This is a genomic window from Micromonospora arida (assembly GCF_003857035.1).
Classification (GTDB): Bacteria; Actinomycetota; Actinomycetes; order Mycobacteriales; family Micromonosporaceae; genus Micromonospora; species Micromonospora arida.
In genome coordinates, this window is the sequence record NZ_QGSY01000143.1 from 26,214 (window position 1) to 41,913 (window position 15,700).

14 protein-coding genes and 1 pseudogene are annotated in these 15,700 nt (G+C 70.6%); 9 read left to right on the forward strand and 6 right to left on the reverse strand.

What is annotated here, in order from left to right; all coding sequences use genetic code 11:
• The first annotated feature begins 72 nt into the window (after positions 1 to 72).
• From DLJ58_RS09365 to DLJ58_RS09375, 3 genes are all read left to right on the forward strand, one after another.
• Positions 73 to 996 (forward strand): RNA polymerase sigma factor, encoded by a 924-nt coding sequence (locus DLJ58_RS09365; protein WP_124854854.1) that lies wholly within the window; start codon positions 73 to 75, stop codon positions 994 to 996.
• Positions 997 to 1,109: 113 nt separating this feature from the next.
• Positions 1,110 to 1,994, forward strand: coding sequence for an alpha/beta fold hydrolase (locus DLJ58_RS09370; protein ID WP_124854856.1), 885 nt, complete (start codon positions 1,110 to 1,112; stop codon positions 1,992 to 1,994).
• 121 nt (positions 1,995 to 2,115) lie between these two features.
• A complete protein-coding gene (locus DLJ58_RS09375) occupies positions 2,116 to 2,577 on the forward strand; it encodes a DUF5709 domain-containing protein (protein ID WP_124854858.1) in 462 nt (153 codons plus the stop codon).
• A 54-nt stretch (positions 2,578 to 2,631) separates the two neighbouring features.
• Here DLJ58_RS09375 and DLJ58_RS09380 read toward each other — a convergent pair whose 3' ends face one another.
• The 6 genes and pseudogenes from DLJ58_RS09380 to DLJ58_RS09405 all read right to left on the reverse strand — a co-directional run bounded on the left by DLJ58_RS09380 (position 2,632) and on the right by DLJ58_RS09405 (position 9,819).
• Entirely contained in the window at positions 2,632 to 4,212 is a 1,581-nt protein-coding gene (locus DLJ58_RS09380) for a DHA2 family efflux MFS transporter permease subunit (protein ID WP_124854860.1), read from the reverse strand.
• Between the two features lie 448 nt (positions 4,213 to 4,660).
• Positions 4,661 to 5,911, reverse strand: a complete 1,251-nt coding sequence (locus DLJ58_RS09385; RefSeq protein WP_124854862.1) for an HNH endonuclease signature motif containing protein — start codon at positions 5,909 to 5,911, stop codon at positions 4,661 to 4,663.
• Positions 5,912 to 6,020: 109 nt separating this feature from the next.
• Positions 6,021 to 6,593 (reverse strand): DinB family protein, encoded by a 573-nt coding sequence (locus DLJ58_RS09390; RefSeq protein ID WP_124854864.1) that lies wholly within the window; start codon positions 6,591 to 6,593, stop codon positions 6,021 to 6,023.
• A 72-nt stretch (positions 6,594 to 6,665) separates the two neighbouring features.
• A pseudogene (locus DLJ58_RS09395) lies at positions 6,666 to 7,450 on the reverse strand (integrase core domain-containing protein).
• A 124-nt stretch (positions 7,451 to 7,574) separates the two neighbouring features.
• Positions 7,575 to 8,378, reverse strand: coding sequence for an IclR family transcriptional regulator domain-containing protein (locus DLJ58_RS09400; protein WP_124854866.1), 804 nt, complete (start codon positions 8,376 to 8,378; stop codon positions 7,575 to 7,577).
• A 4-nt stretch (positions 8,379 to 8,382) separates the two neighbouring features.
• Complete coding sequence (locus DLJ58_RS09405; protein WP_124854868.1) at positions 8,383 to 9,819, reverse strand: amidohydrolase family protein; 1,437 nt, start codon at positions 9,817 to 9,819, stop codon at positions 8,383 to 8,385.
• A gap of 198 nt (positions 9,820 to 10,017) precedes the next feature.
• Here DLJ58_RS09405 and DLJ58_RS09410 point away from each other — a divergent pair, with 198 nt between their 5' ends.
• From DLJ58_RS09410 to DLJ58_RS09435, 6 genes are all read left to right on the forward strand, one after another.
• On the forward strand, positions 10,018 to 11,154 hold the full coding sequence (locus tag DLJ58_RS09410; RefSeq protein WP_124854870.1) for a CaiB/BaiF CoA transferase family protein: 1,137 nt from the start codon (positions 10,018 to 10,020) through the stop codon (positions 11,152 to 11,154).
• Positions 11,139 to 11,909, forward strand: coding sequence for a citryl-CoA lyase (locus DLJ58_RS09415; protein WP_124854872.1), 771 nt, complete (start codon positions 11,139 to 11,141; stop codon positions 11,907 to 11,909). The genes DLJ58_RS09410 and DLJ58_RS09415 overlap by 16 nt, the downstream gene beginning before the upstream one ends.
• A gap of 31 nt (positions 11,910 to 11,940) precedes the next feature.
• On the forward strand, positions 11,941 to 12,807 hold the full coding sequence (locus tag DLJ58_RS09420; protein WP_124854874.1) for a DODA-type extradiol aromatic ring-opening family dioxygenase: 867 nt from the start codon (positions 11,941 to 11,943) through the stop codon (positions 12,805 to 12,807).
• A complete protein-coding gene (locus DLJ58_RS09425; RefSeq protein ID WP_112589508.1) occupies positions 12,804 to 13,166 on the forward strand; it encodes a hypothetical protein in 363 nt (120 codons plus the stop codon). Before DLJ58_RS09420 ends, DLJ58_RS09425 begins: the two co-directional genes overlap by 4 nt.
• Positions 13,163 to 14,128, forward strand: a complete 966-nt coding sequence (locus DLJ58_RS09430; protein ID WP_124854876.1) for a quinone oxidoreductase family protein — start codon at positions 13,163 to 13,165, stop codon at positions 14,126 to 14,128. Before DLJ58_RS09425 ends, DLJ58_RS09430 begins: the two co-directional genes overlap by 4 nt.
• Positions 14,129 to 14,211: 83 nt before the next feature.
• Positions 14,212 to 15,636 carry an aldehyde dehydrogenase family protein gene (locus DLJ58_RS09435; RefSeq protein ID WP_124854878.1) on the forward strand — a complete coding sequence of 475 codons (1,425 nt, stop codon included), beginning with the start codon at positions 14,212 to 14,214 and terminating at the stop codon, positions 15,634 to 15,636.
• Positions 15,637 to 15,700: the final 64 nt, after the last annotated feature.

Here is a 15,700-nt window from a genome sequence, read left to right on the forward strand (position 1 = left end):
CGGCACGCTGGTCCGTCGTACGCTTGATGGAGCACAAGCGTTCAGAACAGGTGTTTCGGGGAGGAACTGGGCGTGACGCAGAGCGACGGGGAGTTGGTGGTGCTCGCGCAGGCGGGAGACGCGGCTGCGCTGGGGGCGCTGCTGGCCCGTCACGAGGCCGGGATGCGAGCCGTCGCGCTGAGCGTCCTCGGTTACGGGCCGGACGCCGAGGACGCGGTGCAGGACACGATGGTCGTCGCCCTGCGTCGCATCGGCGAGGTCCGCGACCCGAGCGCCGTCGGCCCCTGGTTGCGAGCTATCGTCCGCAACAACAGCCGGATGGCGTTGCGCGGGCCCAGAGCCGTCCCGGTCGCCGAACCCGAGTGGTTCACCCGCCCCGCCGACACGCCCACCCCGGAGGAGGCACTGGACCGGGCCGCGATGTGCGACTGGGTGTGGCACTCCCTCGGGCAACTGTCCGAACCTGACCGGCTCGTCACCCTGCTGCGGTACTTCAGCGACGCGTCCTCGTACGAGCAGATCGCGGCCGTGTGTGGCGTGCCGGTCGGCACCGTCCGCAGCCGCCTCAGCCACGCCCGCCGGGCGCTCGCCGGCGGCCTGCGGACGGCGGCGGACGCGGCACACACGGACGTCGCCGCCTCGAACGACTCGCGGTGGCGGGAGGGCAGCGACATGATCACCACGGCGATGGGCGGCGACTTCGAGCGGGTGGTCCGCGAGAGCTGGTGGCCGAACGCCGAGATGATCGTGCCGGGCGGCCCGCGCGGTGGCCGTGACCTGGCCATCAACGGCATGAACTGCGACCTGGCCGCCGGGGTACGTCAGCGGCTGCGCAACGTGGTGGCCAGCGGCGACGTGCTGATCTGGGAAACCGACCTGATCAGCCCACCCGACGACCCGGAGCACTGCCCACCCGCGGCGCTGTGGTTGCAGGTGCTGCGCGAGGGCCGGGTGCGCCAACTCACCCTCTTCCACCCCGTCCCCGCGCTGGTTTGAAAAGACTTCTCCGACCGAGCGAACTTTCCTCTCGACCCGCGCATCTGGTCCGCGTCATGCACCAGTTGCCGTGTCGGCGGACGCCGCGCGGGTCTCGGATCGGGAGATAGTTCATGGGTTTCACCAGCCACGACGTCAGCGCCCTCGCACCCGGTGCCCACACGTTCACAGTGGATGGCGTTCGGCAGGTCTACCACGTCGCCGGCACCGGTCCGGTCTGCGTGGCGCACTCCGGCGGCCCGGGCATCGAGTGGGCGTACCTGCGGACGCCCAGCCTTGAGACGCACTTCACCATGGTCTACGTCGAGCCGGTGGGCACTGGCGCGTCGGGGCAGCTCGACAACCCCGACGATTACCGTCTCGACACGTATGTCCGGTTCCTGCACGCCGTCGTCGAGCACCTCGGCAAACCCCGGGTGTACCTCCTCGGGCACTCGCACGGCGGTTTCGTCGTCCAGCGGTACGCGCTAGCCCACCCGGACCGGATCTCCGGCCTCGCCCTGTACGACACCTCGCCCGTCACCGGCGCCGAGTTCTGGGGCGAGGCCATGGCCGGCCTCGCCGCCTACCCGCAGCGACACCGGGACCGGCCAGAGGCGGCGGCGGTCCCGGCTGCCTTCGCGCAGATCGGCGGCGCGACGGACGACGAGTCGCTGGGGGGCGCTCTGCGCGCCGCCCTGCCGGTGTACTTCGCGGACTTCTGGGGCCGACAGGACGAGTTCGCCCCGTTTCAGGCGGCCGTCCGGATCTGGGCGACCCCGGCCGGTGCGCAGGACCCCACGCCCTTCGACGTGCGGGAGAACCTCGGTGAGATCACAGTGCCCGTCGTGGTGATCGTCGGGGCGTACGACTTCATCTGTGGCCCTCGCTGGGCCGAGCAGTTGCACGCGGGGCTTCCGGACTCGCGGCTGGTGATGCTGGAGGGAAGCGGACACTTCGCGCACATCGAGCAGCCGGTGGAGTTCACCGACGCCGTGGCGGAGCTGCTGAAGCGTTGACCCACCGCGGCAGCGCCCGCCCCGAGGTCCGTTCGTCACAGCGGGCAGGCCTCGGGGTGCGGGCGCGTTGCACGGTCATAGGCTGAACGCTTTGCTGCACCGCAACGAAGAGGAGACCGCCGTGAGCCAGACCGAACGAGTGGATTCCGTCGACGAGTGGAACGTGGCCGAGGACGACGGCGTCCTGGACGCCTCCGACACCCTCGACGACGACCGGGTCGGCGACCCCCTCGACACCGGCATCATCGCCGCGGACCACTGGACGGCGGCAAACCGGTTCGGCACGACGCCGGCCGAGGAGCGGGCGGGCGAGTCCCTGGAGCAACACCTCGCCCAGGAGGTGCCGGATGTCGACCCGTACGCCGAAGGTGGCGACGACGAGGACGAGCTGACCCGCCGGGGTTATGACGCGGAGGCGCGCGCCGGCCGTCTCGTCGCCTACGACGAGGGCGTCCGCGAGGACGACGAGGCCGAGGCGGTGGCGTGGGACGCCGGCATCGACGCGGGTGCCGCCAGCGCGGAGGAGGCGGCGATCCACGTGGTCGAGGACCCGGACGGGCCCGGCGACGGTCCTTTGCGCTGACGCCGTACCCGCCGCGCTCGACACCTCACCTGGTGTCGAGCGCGGCGGGGTCGGTCAGTGGATGACGACGGGCGTCCTGACCTGCTCGCCCTGCGGGTCGTCGAGCTGCGCCGGCTGACGTCGGCGCGGCAGGAACGCCGCCGGGATGATCGTGAGCACGACCAGCGCGAACGCCACCCAGAACGTGCTGGCGAACGACTTGGCGGCGAAGTCGAGCCCGCGCTCGATGAGCGACGGGTCGACCGGCATCTGCGCAAGCAGCTCCGGCCGCTGCTGGGAGGCGATGGCCAACCCCGCCTCGGTGACCGGCTTGCCGCTCTCGTCCACCAGGCCGGGGATCGGCCGGGAGCCGTTCAGCTCGTTGGTGAGGATCACCGACATCACGGCGGCGCCGACGGACCCGCCGATCTGCTGGAGGATGTTGACCAGCGTCGAGCCGCGCGCCACCTCCTGAGCCTGCAACGTCCGCAGCGCCGACGTCATGATCGGCATCATCGTGCCGCCCATGCCCAGACCCATCACGAACAACGACCCACCGAGCAGCCAGTACGACGTCTGCGGGTCGACCTGGGTGAAACCGAAGAACCCGACGACGATGAGCCCCAGCGCGAACGGGACGGTACGCCCGATCGGCACCCGGTCGGCCAGCGTGCCGGCGATCGGCATGGTGATCATCGCGCCGATGCCCTGCGGTGCCATCAGCAGGCCGGCGGCCAGCGTCGACTCACCGCGCACCTGCAGGAAGTAGCTCGGGAACAGCAGGCCGGCGCCCATGAACGCGATGATGAACACGAACATCGTCACCGATGCGATGGTCAGACTGCGGTTGCGGAACAGCCGCAGGTCGAGCAGCGGGTGCCGGGGCTTGAACGAGTAGAGCACGAATGCCACCACCAGCGCGCCGCCGACCAGCATCGGGGCCCAGACCTTGGCCTCGGCGAAGGTGCCCGCCTCCGGCAGAGACGAGACGCCGTAGAGGAAGAGGGCGAGGCCCGGCGAGAGCATGAGCATGCCGACGAAGTCGAACGACTCGGACGGCTCGGGCGCGTCCTTCGGCAGCGCGACCTGCGCGTAGATCAGGGCGATCAGGCCGATCGGCAGGTTGATCAGGAAGATCCAGTGCCAGCTCGCGGTGTCGATCAGCCAACCACCGAGGATCGGGCCGCCGATCGGCCCCAGCAGCATCGGGATGCCGAGGACGGCCATCAGCCGGCCGATCCGGTGCGGACCGGCCGCCCGGGTCATGATGGTCATGCCCAGCGGCATGAGCATGCCGCCACCGAGGCCCTGCAGGACCCGATAGCCGATCAGCTCGCCGATCGTGTCGGCCATGGCGCAGAGCCCCGACCCGATCGTGAACAGGGCCAGCGCCACCATGTAGAGGCGCTTGGTGCCGAACCGGTCCGCCGCCCAGCCGCTGAGCGGGATCACGGTGGCGAGCGCGAGGGTGTAGGCGGTCATGGTCCAGGCGACGCGGGCGTAGGACGCGTCGAACTCGCTCTGGAATGTGGGCAGCGCCACGCTGACCACCGTCACGTCGAGGATCGACATGATCGCGCCAAGGACGACGACGCCCGCCACCTTGAGCACCGCAGCGTCGAGTTTGTCCGATGTCGCGATGGATTGCTGTGTCACTAACTCTCCTGAAGTTGATTGAGCCGGCCGACGGTGGGCGGTGGCGGCGATGCCGCGCCTACCGGGCGCGGGGCGCGACGTGCCAGGACGACGACGCGCCGAGGAAGACTAACTGCCAGCTGTGACGATTCGCCGCCGTATTTCGTGACGGCCCGGCCGCGTATCCGATCGGCCGTGCGACTGTGGCCGGACGTCGGTGTGGCGATCAGCCGGCAGAGCCGCGAGCCAGGGAAGGGTCACGGTCCGGATCAGCGCGGTGAGGCCCGGAGATCGGCTGTGCGGCGGCCAAGCGATCACCGTCGTGACGGTTGGTGCGTCCACCACTGGCACGCGCCAGGCCTCTGGTCGGGCGCCGCTCTTGGCGTCGGTGGCCGCGCGGGATTGGGGCGGGCTGGGCTGCCACTGGATCGGCCTGCTGACCGGACTGATCGTTGTGTGCTGGCGGTGCTCACGTTCGTCGGTGGTAGTGGTTGCGGCGGGGGACCTGCTCGGGGTCGAGCCAGGCCGGTGGCACGAATTCGGGGTGGCCGTCGCCTGCCAGTCGCACGGCCCAGTCGCTGTGGTGCAGGTGCCGGTGGTGGTGGCCGCAGAGCAGGACGGCGTTGGTGAGGCTGGTGTCGCCGCCGTCGGCCCAGTGGTGGATGTGGTGGGCGTCGCACCAGCGCGGTGGTCGGTCGCAGCCCGGGAAGGCGCAGCCCCTGTCTCGCAGCACCAGAGCTCGCCGGAGGGGGCCGGTGACGAGACGACGTTGCCGGCCGAGGTCGAGTGGTTGGCCGGCTCCGCTGAGGACGGCGGGGAGGATGGCGGCGTCGCAGGCGAGGCGGCGCACGGCCTCGGGGGTGAGGCGCAGGCCGGTGTCGAGGGTGCCGCTGCCCAGTTGCCGGGTCAACCCGTCGTAGCTGGCGGTGACGACTATCTGGGCGGGATCGCCGCCGTGCTCGGGCAACTCCCCGGTGCGCAGGGCGAGGCGGCACACGTCGCTGAGAGCGTCGTGCCGGCGTTGCCCGGGAGAACGCTGGTCGTCAGGGCCCGAGGGTGCGCTGAGTGGGTCGATGGCGGCACGGAGCAGCCCGGCGGTCTCGGTGTCGAGGATGCCGGCGAGTCGCAGGCGACCGTCGGTGAGCGTGGAGAGGGTGAGGTGGCGGTCGCGGGTGGCACGGCGGGCTTCGGCATCCAGAGCGGCTTTGGCGGCGGCGTCGGCGATGTCGGGTGCGACGTGGTCGAGGATGCGGGTGCTGAGTTTGCGTAAGAGGGTGGGATCGAATTGCCCGGCCCACTCGACGAGCACTCCGAGGGCCTTGTCGGCGGCCTCGGGACCGACGGCGGTCTGCACGCTGTCGACCGTGTCGGCGATGACCCGGGCCTGGTCGACGGCGATGTGGCCATCGGCCAGTGCGTGTCGTACCCCGGGGTTGCCGGTGTCCAGGACCTCGGCGAGGTCGACGAGGCGGCGGGCGGCCGGGATCGTGAGGCGTAATCGTTCGCGGAGCCAGACCGCGGTGGAGGAGGCGCCCTGCGCGGTGGCGGTGCCTCGGCCGTCGAGCTCACGGATCAGGGCCAGTTTCACCGCGGCGAGACGCTGCTCGATGCGGTGCGCGGTGTCGAGCGCGGCGATCAGCTCGTCCTCGGGCAGTGCCCAGGTGGCCGTGTCGGCGCAGGCCGCGATGGCGCCCTCTGCCTGCGTCAACTCCTCGACCATGACCCGAGACTAGAACACGTGTACGACACTTCGAGCCATCATGATCGATCCGCGGCGGACCCGACCCAGGCGGCAAGCCGGCGATCTGGCTGCGATGGCCGGCAGAGAACTAGCTGCTGCGCCTGCTGGCGTCGAGGGCAGCCTGCTCCACTCGCCGGTGGTGATCCAGCCACCATGACTCGCCCACGGGGGGCAGGTTGTCGTTGCTGGGCAGCAGTCCGGCCGCGCCGTCGATGAGTTCGCGGACGATGTCGGCGTGGCCGGCGTGCCGTTGGGTTTCCGCGATGACGTGGACCAGGACGTGGTGCAACGTGACCGCGGTATCGCCCCACCACGGCACGCGGCCTACCTCATCCAGGGCAAGGGCTTCGATTGTGGTGTCGGCGTGAGCGATCGCGCGACGGTACAGCGCGACGATCTCCTCGCGGGTCTCATCCGCGCTCGCCCACATGTCGGCATTGGTCTCCGCCCCGTCGCCGACGTACGGCAACTGCTCGAACGGTCGGCCGAACACGACGCCGAAGTAGAGAGTCTCCATGGCCGTCGCGTGCTTCACCAGACCGAGCAAGTTGGTCGCGGTCGGGGTCAACGGACGCCGAATGTCGTATTCGCCGAGCCCGTCGAGCTTCCACAGCAGCGACTCGCGGCCGCCCTTCAAGTAACTGTGCAGGTCCGCCTTCATCGCGGCACTATGGCATCCGGTCGGGTGTCGGCGCTGCCCCGGACGATCCGCGAAGCTCGTGATCGGTAGGACCTAGGTGTGCTGTCCAGGGACGTTGGTCAACCTGGTGATGGGTGGTAGGCCGCCGGTGGCGGTGTGGGGTCGGTGGTGATTGTAGTGATGTAGGAAGGCCGGTAGGGCTTTCCTGCGGGCTTGCTCGGAGTTGTAGAACCGGGCGATGGCCCAGCCGTCGGTGAGGGTGTGGTGGAACCGTTCGACCTTGCCGTTGGTCTGTGGCCGGTAGGGGCGGGTCTTCTTCGGCGTGATCCCCAGCTCGGCGCAGGCGTCACGCCAGGCGTGGGATTTGTAGGCTGAGCCGTTGTCGGACAGGACGCGTTCGATTCTGACGCCGCGGGCGGCGAACCAGCCAACCGCGTTGCGCAGGACGTCGATGGCGGTGGCGGCTTTCTCGTCGTCGCGGATCTCGGCGTAGGCGACCCGGGAGTGATCGTCGACGACGGTGTGCACGAACGCGGTACGTGCAGTCGGCAGCGGGTCAGCACCGCGTGCACGGTCGAGGCCGGCACGCCCAAACGCCCGCCGATCTGCACGGGACCAAGGCGCTGCTTCCACCGCAAATGCACGATCTTGCGCACCACCGGCCCCGGTGTCTTCGCAGGGCTGCGGTGGGGCCGCGACGAACGGTCCTGCATGCCCTCGGCGCCCTGCTGCCGATATCGCTGCGCCCACCGGTCCGCGGTTCGCCAGGACACCTCGTAACGACGCGCCGCCGCAGCGACCGACCAGTCCTCATCCACGATCAGACGCGCCAGGCGCAGACGCGCGCGAGGAGTCAAAGCAGCGTTAGCGTGGGACATGAAGGCCTCCTGGTTGGCGGAGCGGTTCCTCAACAGCTCCACTCCACAACCGGAGGCCTTCACCTACCTACGACATCAAACCGTGTCGTCACACAACCTCAACCAACCTCCCTGGACAGCACACCTAGGCAGTGACCACCGGCACGGCGGCGGTGAGCGCCCAGTCGTGCCCGATGTCGGCGGCCGCGCGCAACAACCTCGGAAGGTGCTCCTCGCGCAGGGTCTCCAACGAGGTCTCGGCGGCGTGCACTGTCACGTTGATGGCGGCGACGACCCGCCCGTCGCCGTCGCGTACGCCGGTGGCGACGGACCGGATTCCCGGCGCCAGGTCCTGGTCGGCGAGCGCCCAGCCCTTCGCCCGGACCTCACGCAGCACGGCGTCGAGGTCGCCCGGTCCAGGCTGCCAGCGCGGCGTGATGCCGGAGCGGCTGGGCTCGGCGAGGACGGTCGCCAGCGTGTCCGGTGGGAGGGCCGCGAGCAGCACCTTGCCCATCGACGTCGCGGGTGCCGGAAAGCGGGTGCCGATGGTGACATTAAGCGTGACGATCTTGGGTACGGCCACCCGGGCGACGTAGACGATGTCGCTGCCGTCGAGCTGGGCCATCGAGGTCGACTCGTTGGTCTGCGCGACGAGCTTCTCCATGTGCGGCCGGGCCACGTCCCACATGTTCAGCGCGTTGACGTACGCCATCCCCAGCTCCAGGACGCGCGGGGTGAGGGTGTGGCCGCGGCCGACCGCGCGGACGTAGCCCAGCGATTCGAGCGTGATGAGGATGCGCCGGACGGTGGGGCGGGCCAGGCCGGTGGCGGCGGCGAGCTCGCTGAGCGTCATCGAGGGGCAGGCGGGACGGAAGGAGCGCAGGACGTCGAGGCCACGGGCGAGAGCCTCGATGAAGTCGGGCCCGGCGCCCCTTCCGTTGTCACTCATGTCCTTAATGCTTCCATTGCGCCGACCCGGCGTCCCACTCGGTGTACTGGTACGGGTTCTCCAGGATCGCGGTCTCGGGGACGTCCGGGTTCATGCCCCGCTGCCACGCCTCCTCCCCCATCGTCTCGCGCAGGTGGTCGATGGTCGCGGCCACCCTGGCCCGCGCTGCGGCGAGGTCGACGCCGACGAGGCGGCCGTCGCGCTTCACGACCCGGCCATCCACCAGCACGGTGTGCACGTCGGCACGCTGGGCCTGGAAGACGACGTGACCGTGCGGATTCAGGATCGGGAACATCACCGGCGAGGCGTCGTTCTTGATCAGGACGACGTCGGCCTGACGGCCGGGGGTGAGCGCGCCGATCGTGGCGTCCATGCCGAGCGCACGGGCGCCGCCTCGGGTGGCCCACTCGACGACCTGCTCGGCGCGCAGGTGGCAGTGGGTGATGGTCTCCTGCTTGGCGTGCGCCTCCAGGTGCTCCCGGGAGCGGTCCGCGCCGAGCGTGCTGCGCATCGCGGAGAAGAGGTCGCCGCTCCACCACACGCTGGTGTCCATCGACAGTGACACCGGGATGTCGTGGTGGCGCAACTGCCAGGTGGGTGGGTAACCCTGGCCGGCGCTCTGCTCACTCTCGGTCGAGACGGAGACCGAGCCGCCGGTCGCGGCGATCCGGTTGTACGAGTCCTGGGTGAGCGTCGCCGCGTGCACGTACACGTTCGACGGGGTCATGAACCCGTTCTCGTGCATCAGCCGGATGCCGTCGTCGTTGGTGGCACCCCACACGCCCGCGTGGGTGGTCACCGCGGCGCCCAACTCCCGGGCCACCTCGAACGCGGCCCGTTCCGGGAAGGCGGGGTCACCGGTGACGTCGAACGCCAACTGGAAGCCGGCCAGCTTGCCACCGTCGAGGCGGCGGCGGTGGAAGTCGCGGAACTCCGGCGAGGTGGCCCACTCCCACGGCCCCTGCTGGATGTTGCCGTAGGCGAGCACGAACCGACCGTCGACCGCCTCCAGGGCGTCCACGGCGGCGTCGGCGTGCTCGGGTGTCTGCAACCCGTGCGACCAGTCGACAGTGGTGGTGACGCCGGCGTCGATCGCCTCGATGGCGCCGAGCAGGTTGCCGGCGTAGACGTCCTCGGGCCGGAACAGCTTGCCCGACTCGAGGTAGTACCAGACGAAGTACTGCGTCAGGGTCCAGTCGGCGCCGTACCCGCGCATCGCGGTCTGCCACAGGTGCCGGTGGGTGTCGACCATGCCGGGCATGAGGATGCCGTCGGTGGCGTCGATCTCCAGGGCGTCGTCGGGTGCGGTGAGACCGACGCCGACCTGCGCGATCCGGCCGCCGATGACCAGCACGTCGGCGCCGGGCAGCACCGTGTGCGCGTCGTCCATGGTGAGAACCAGGCCGTTACGGAAGACCACCGGCCGGTCGGTTGCGCTCATTCGCCACCCATTCCTTTCACGGTACGAGGGGAATCCGGACTCTTGTCCGCTGTGCGGCCAGCCCGAGTGGCGCAAGTGTGGCCCCGGTCACGATTCGTGTCAAGAGGGTGGCCCCGCTCAATGAACGTACCGTTGACACGCACCGTGCGGTATCGCAAGCTGTTCCGGCGGACAGGTGTCCGCAGAACGGGCGGAAACATGGTGCAGCATTCGACAGGCCCACTGGCCGGCCTGCTCGTCGCGGACTTCTCCCGGATCCTCGCCGGGCCGTACGCGACGATGCTCCTGGCCGACCTGGGCGCCCAGGTGATCAAAGTGGAGGGCCCCGGTGGCGACGACACCCGCACCTGGATGCCGCCCACCCGCGACGGGGTCTCGACGTACTACCTCGGCATCAACCGCAACAAGCGGTCGGTCGCCCTGGACCTCAAGAAACCCGACGACCTGGCCGCCGCGCAGGAGTTGGCCCGCCGCGCCGACGTGCTGATCGAGAACTTCCGGCCCGGTGGCCTCGCCCGGTTCGGCCTCGACTACGACACGGTCACCGCGACCAACGACAAGATCGTGTACGCGAGCATCAGCGGCTTCGGCACCGGCGCCGGTAAGGACTTTTCCGGCTACGACCTCATGGTGCAGGCCATCTCGGGCCTGATGAGCCTCACCGGCGACCCGGACGGTTCGCCGTACCGGGCCGGCATCTCCGTCTTCGACGTGATGGCCGGGCTGCACGCCAGCATCGGCATCCTCGCCGCGCTGCACCACCGTGGTGAGACCGGACGAGGCCAGCACGTCGAGGTCAATCTGCTCAGCTCGGCGCTGTCCGGGTTGGTCAACCACTCCAGCGGCTACGTCGCCGGCGGCACCGTCCCGTTCCGGATGGGCAACGCGCACCCCAGCCTCTTCCCGTACGAGCCACTGCCCACCGCCGACGGCGAGCTGATCGTCATCGCCGGTAACGACGGGCAGTTCCGCAAGCTCTGCCAGGTGCTCGACCTGCCCGGCCTGCCCGACGACCCGCGTTTCGGCCGCAACCAGGACCGCACGGCCAACCGCGAACAACTGCGGCCCCTGCTGGTCGAACGCCTCGCCAAGCGGACCAAGGACGAGTGGTTCCGGGACCTGCTCGCCGCCGGCGTCCCGTGCGCGCCCATCAACACCATCGACGGTGGTGTGGCGCTCGCCGAGGAGCTGGGGCTCGACCCGGTCGTCACCGTCGCAGACGTGCCCGGTGTCCGCAACCCCATCACCTTCTCCGACACCCCGGCCCGGTACGAGCTGCCGCCGCCGGGGCTCGACGAACACGGCGAGGAGATCCGCGCGTGGCTGAAGAACTGAACTTCCCCACCGGGATCGGCACCTCCGACCCGACCACCATCTCTCTGCTCGGTCAGGACCTGGCCGCCGACCTGATGGGCACTGTGGGCTTCGGCGAGCTGGCGTACTGGCTGGTCGCCGGCCGCCGTCCCACCCCGGGCGAGGTACGGGTCTTCGAGGCGGTGCTGGTGGCCCTCGCCGACCACGGCTTCACCCCGACGGCGATCGCCGCCCGGCTGACGTACCTGTCCGCGCCCGAGTCGTTGCAGGGCGCGCTCGCCGCCGGTCTGCTCGGCGGCGGCTCCCGATTCCTGGGTGTCACGGAGGACTGTGGACGCTTCCTCGCCGACACGCTCGCCCAGGCCGGCGAGGTGACCGACTACGACGCGGTGGCGCTCGACGCGGTCACCCGGGCCAAACAGGAACGCCGGCTGGTCCCCGGGCTCGGGCACCCCGTGCACAAGGAGCAGGACCCGCGCACCCCCGTGCTGATCAGGATCGCCACCGAGGAGGGTCTGCACGGCCCGCACCTGCGGCTGTTCGAGGCGATCGGACGCGTACACCCCCAGGTGCTCGGCCGCACCCTGCCGCTCAACGGCGCCGGAGTCTGCGGGGCGGCCCTCGCCGACCTCGGGCTCCCGGTCGAGATGTTGCGCGGTTTCGCCCTGCTGGCCCGCGCTGCGGGGCTGCTCGGGCACCTTGCCGAGGAGCGACGACGGCCGCTCGGGATGGACATCTACCGCACCGTCGACCGCAACGCCGTCTACGAGCCCTGATCTCCTCTTCCACCCCCCGAAAGGAGCGGGAATGGCCTCCATCGTCGCGGTCATCGCCTCCACCCACCACCCCTTCTACTACCGGGCCAGCACCGCCACGGGTGAGGATCGGCCACCGTTCGCCGACGAGTGGACCCGCAAGATCCTGGCGTTCCGGGAGACGTTGACCCGAGCCCGACCCGATGTGCTGGTGATGGTCGGCTCCGACCACTTCCACCAGCTCTGGCTGGACAACATGCCGCAGTTCCTGGTCGGCAAGGCACCCCACTACGACGCCAACTGGTACAACGAGGAGCGCGAGTTCGGGCTGCCCCGGATGCTGCTCAAGGGCCAGGAGGACCTGTCCGGGCACATCCTGCGGGCCGGCCTCGACGCCGGCTTCGACCTCGCCTTCAGCAACGAGCTGCGCATCGACCACAGCATCACCTGCCCGATCATCACGCTGCGGCCCGAGGCCGACCTGCCGATCGTGCCGATCTACACCAACATCTTCGCGCCGCCGCTGCCGCAGCCGAAGCGCTTCGTCCAGCTCGGCCAGAGCATCCGCGACATCGTCGAGTCGTGGCCGTCGCACCTGCGGGTGGCCGTCATCGGCACCGGCCATCTCTCGCTGGAGCTCGGCGGCCCCCGGCAGTTCGGCCCGCACGGCCCGGACCCGGAGTTCGACCAGCGGGCCGTCGAGTGGATCGCCAACGGCGACCTGGACGAGTGCCTGCGCGAGGTCACCCTGGACAGCCTGCACTCACCGGGCAACGCCACCCACGGCTTCATGGACTTCATGCTGATGATGGGCGTGGCCGGTGCCGGCGTGAAGGCCGACTACGTGGACACCCTCGATCTGTTCCACACCATGGAGGCGTACTTCACCTGGTACCCGAACGGAGCGCCGACGGCATGAGCAAGTACCTGCTGAACAAGTTCCTCTTCATGGTCGACCGGGACCCGGAGCTGGTCGAGCGCTACCGCAGCGAGCCGCGTGAGCTGGTCTCCTGGTGGGAGGCAGAGTGCGCCAACACGGTGCTGAACTGCCACACCGGCGAGGCGAGCACCTGGCTGCGCTTCGACGACGTGGAGCGCGAGGCGTTGGCCACCCACGACCACGTGAAGCTCTTCGAGCTGGGCGCGCACCCGTTCCTCACCCTGACCCTCTTCATCGCCCTCTTCGAGCGGGACAACACCGAGCCGCTGGAATACCAGAAGTCCTACGGCGCGCGGCTGGCCCACTTCTCGATGCCCTACCCGGACATCGCGACGTGATCCGCGCGGCCCTGCTCACCACCTGCGGCACGCCGCCGACGATCGCCGATCGGCCGGAGCCCGTACCGGCCGACGGTGCGGTGGCGGTCACCGTCGAGGCCGTGCCGATCACCCCGCTGGACGTGCTCTGCGCCAGCGGCACCAGCTACTTCGGACCGCCGAGCACCCCGTACGTGCCGGGTGTGCAGGGGGTCGGTCGGCTCGCCGACGGCACCCCGGTCTGGTTCGGCACGTCGGCCGGGATGCGCTCCGGCGTCGACGGCAGCATGGCGACCACGGTCACCGTGCCCACCGTCGACGTGGTGACGCTGCCAGCTGGCGTACCGCTGACCCTGCTCGCGGCTCTCGGTCTCTCCGCGGTCGCCGCGCACGCGGCGCTGACCCACGCCGGCGGCCTGGCGGCCGGCGAACAGGTCATCGTGCTCGGCGCAGGGGGTGTGGTCGGCCAGGCCGCCGTCCAGCTCGCCCTGCTCGGCGGCGCCCGCCGGGTCATCGCCGTGGCCCGGTCGGCCGCCGCACGGGCCCGCGCCGAGGAGCTCGGCGCCGCCGTCACGGTCCCGCTGCTCCCCGACGACGATGTCGCGTCGATGGCCGACCGGCTGCGCCACGCCGCCGACGGGCCGGTCGACCTCGTCCTCGACCCGGTCTTCGGTGTCCCGGCCGCGGCGGCGCTGCGGGTGCTGCGCCCGGGAGGGCGACTGGTCAACCTGGGCAGCGCGGCCGGCGCGACCGCGCCCATCGAGTCCGCGGTGCTGCGCAGCGGCACGCTGCGGATGATCGGCTACACCAACAACGGGTTGTCGACCGCCGAGCGGGCCGCGGCGCTGACCGTGGTGGCCGGGCACGCGGCGGCCGGCCGGCTCACCGTCGACCACGAGATCGTGCCGTTCGACGCCATCGCGGACGCCTGGGCCCGGCAGGACGCGGGCACCACCGCCGGCCGGATCGTCCTCGCGCTCTGAGGGGCCGAACCCCAGCCAGGGATCGCTGAACCCTGGATAAACCGCACCTGGTTGGGGTTCGGCAGCGGTGCGACGGTCGGTCCATGACACCTTCCACCTACACCGTCGCCGGCCACTGGATCGGTGGCGAGACCGTCACCGGCTCCGCCGACACCCTTCCCGTCGTCAACCCGGCCACCGGCGAGGTCGTCGCCGAGACCCCGGCCGGCACCGCCGCCGACGTCGACCGCGCCGTCGCCGCCGCCCGAGCCGCCTTCCCGGCCTGGTCGGCGACCACCCCGCAGCACCGGGCGGACGTGCTGCGCCGCCTCGGCGCCGGCCTGGCTGCCCGCACGGAAGAGATCGCCCAGGCGATCACCGCCGAGATGGGCTCTCCGATCGGTATGTCCCGGACCGCCCAGGTCGCGTTCCCGGCCGCGGTGGTCGAGTCCATCGCCGGCCTGGCCGACGACTTCGCCTGGACCGAGGAGGTCGGCAACTCGCTGATCGTCCGCGAGCCGATCGGCGTGGTCGGCGCGATCACGCCGTGGAACTTCCCGCTCCAGCAGATCGTCTCCAAGCTGGCGCCGGCCCTGCTCGCCGGCAACACGATGGTCTTCAAGCCGTCCGAGAACGCCCCGCTGACCGCGCGCATCCTCGCCGAGGTCGCCGCCGAGGCCGGCGTACCGGCGGGTGTGTTCAACGTCGTCTACGGCACCGGCGCGACCGTCGGCGAGGCGATCTCCGCACACCCGGACATCGACATGATTTCCTTTACCGGCTCCACCCGGGCGGGACAGCGGATCTCCGCGGTGGCCGCGGCGACCGTCAAGCGGGTCGCGCTGGAGCTGGGCGGCAAGGGCGCGAACATCATCCTCGACGACGCCGACCTGCCCGCCGCGGTCGAGCGGGGTCTCATGATGGCGTTCAGCAACGGTGGTCAGGTCTGCGGCGCGTGGCCGCGGATGCTGGTGCCCGCCTCCCGTCAGGACGAGGTCGTGGCGTTGGCCGTCGAGGCCGCGAAGCAGTACACCGTCGGCGACCCGGGCGACGAGGCCACTCGGATCGGCCCGATGGCGTCCGAGACCCACCGGCAGAAGGTCGTCGGCTACATCGAGCGGGGCATCACCGACGGCGCCCGGCTCGTGTTCGGCGGCCCGCAGCGACCCGAGGGGCTGCCCGTCGGAGCCTACGTCCACCCGACGATCTTCGCCGACGTCGACCCGACCTCCGCGATCGCCCAGGAGGAGATCTTCGGCCCGGTGCTGACGATCATTCCCTACGCCGACGAGGACGAGGCCGTGGCCATCGCCAACGGCACCCTGTACGGCCTGACCAGCGGCGTCTTCGGTGAGCCGGAGCACGCGCTGGCGATCGCCCGGCGGCTGCGCGTGGGCCAGGTCGACGTCAACGCCGGCCACTGGAACCCGCTCGCCCCGTTCGGCGGCTACAAGCACTCCGGCAACGGCCGCGAGTTCGGCCGCTTTGGGCTGGAGGAGTTCCTGGAGACGAAGTCCATCCAGCGCTGACCGCCCCAACGGCCCCGACCCACACCTGTCGGTCGAGATCGGTCCCGCACGTCTCGCCCTGCCC

Excerpts from the sequence above, each read along its gene's own strand:
- DLJ58_RS09370 (WP_124854856.1), top strand. The coding sequence starts at position 1,110 with ATGGGTTTCACCAGCCACGACGTCAGCGCCCTCGCACCCGGTGCCCAC.
- DLJ58_RS09385 (WP_124854862.1), bottom strand. The coding sequence starts at position 5,911 with ATGGTCGAGGAGTTGACGCAGGCAGAGGGCGCCATCGCGGCCTGCGCC.
- DLJ58_RS09390 (WP_124854864.1), bottom strand. The coding sequence starts at position 6,593 with ATGAAGGCGGACCTGCACAGTTACTTGAAGGGCGGCCGCGAGTCGCTG.
- DLJ58_RS09400 (WP_124854866.1), bottom strand. The coding sequence starts at position 8,378 with ATGAGTGACAACGGAAGGGGCGCCGGGCCCGACTTCATCGAGGCTCTC.
- DLJ58_RS09405 (WP_124854868.1), bottom strand. The coding sequence starts at position 9,819 with ATGAGCGCAACCGACCGGCCGGTGGTCTTCCGTAACGGCCTGGTTCTC.
- DLJ58_RS09410 (WP_124854870.1), top strand. The coding sequence starts at position 10,018 with ATGGTGCAGCATTCGACAGGCCCACTGGCCGGCCTGCTCGTCGCGGAC.
- DLJ58_RS09420 (WP_124854874.1), top strand. The coding sequence starts at position 11,941 with ATGGCCTCCATCGTCGCGGTCATCGCCTCCACCCACCACCCCTTCTAC.
- DLJ58_RS09425 (WP_112589508.1), top strand. The coding sequence starts at position 12,804 with ATGAGCAAGTACCTGCTGAACAAGTTCCTCTTCATGGTCGACCGGGAC.
- DLJ58_RS09435 (WP_124854878.1), top strand. The coding sequence starts at position 14,212 with ATGACACCTTCCACCTACACCGTCGCCGGCCACTGGATCGGTGGCGAG.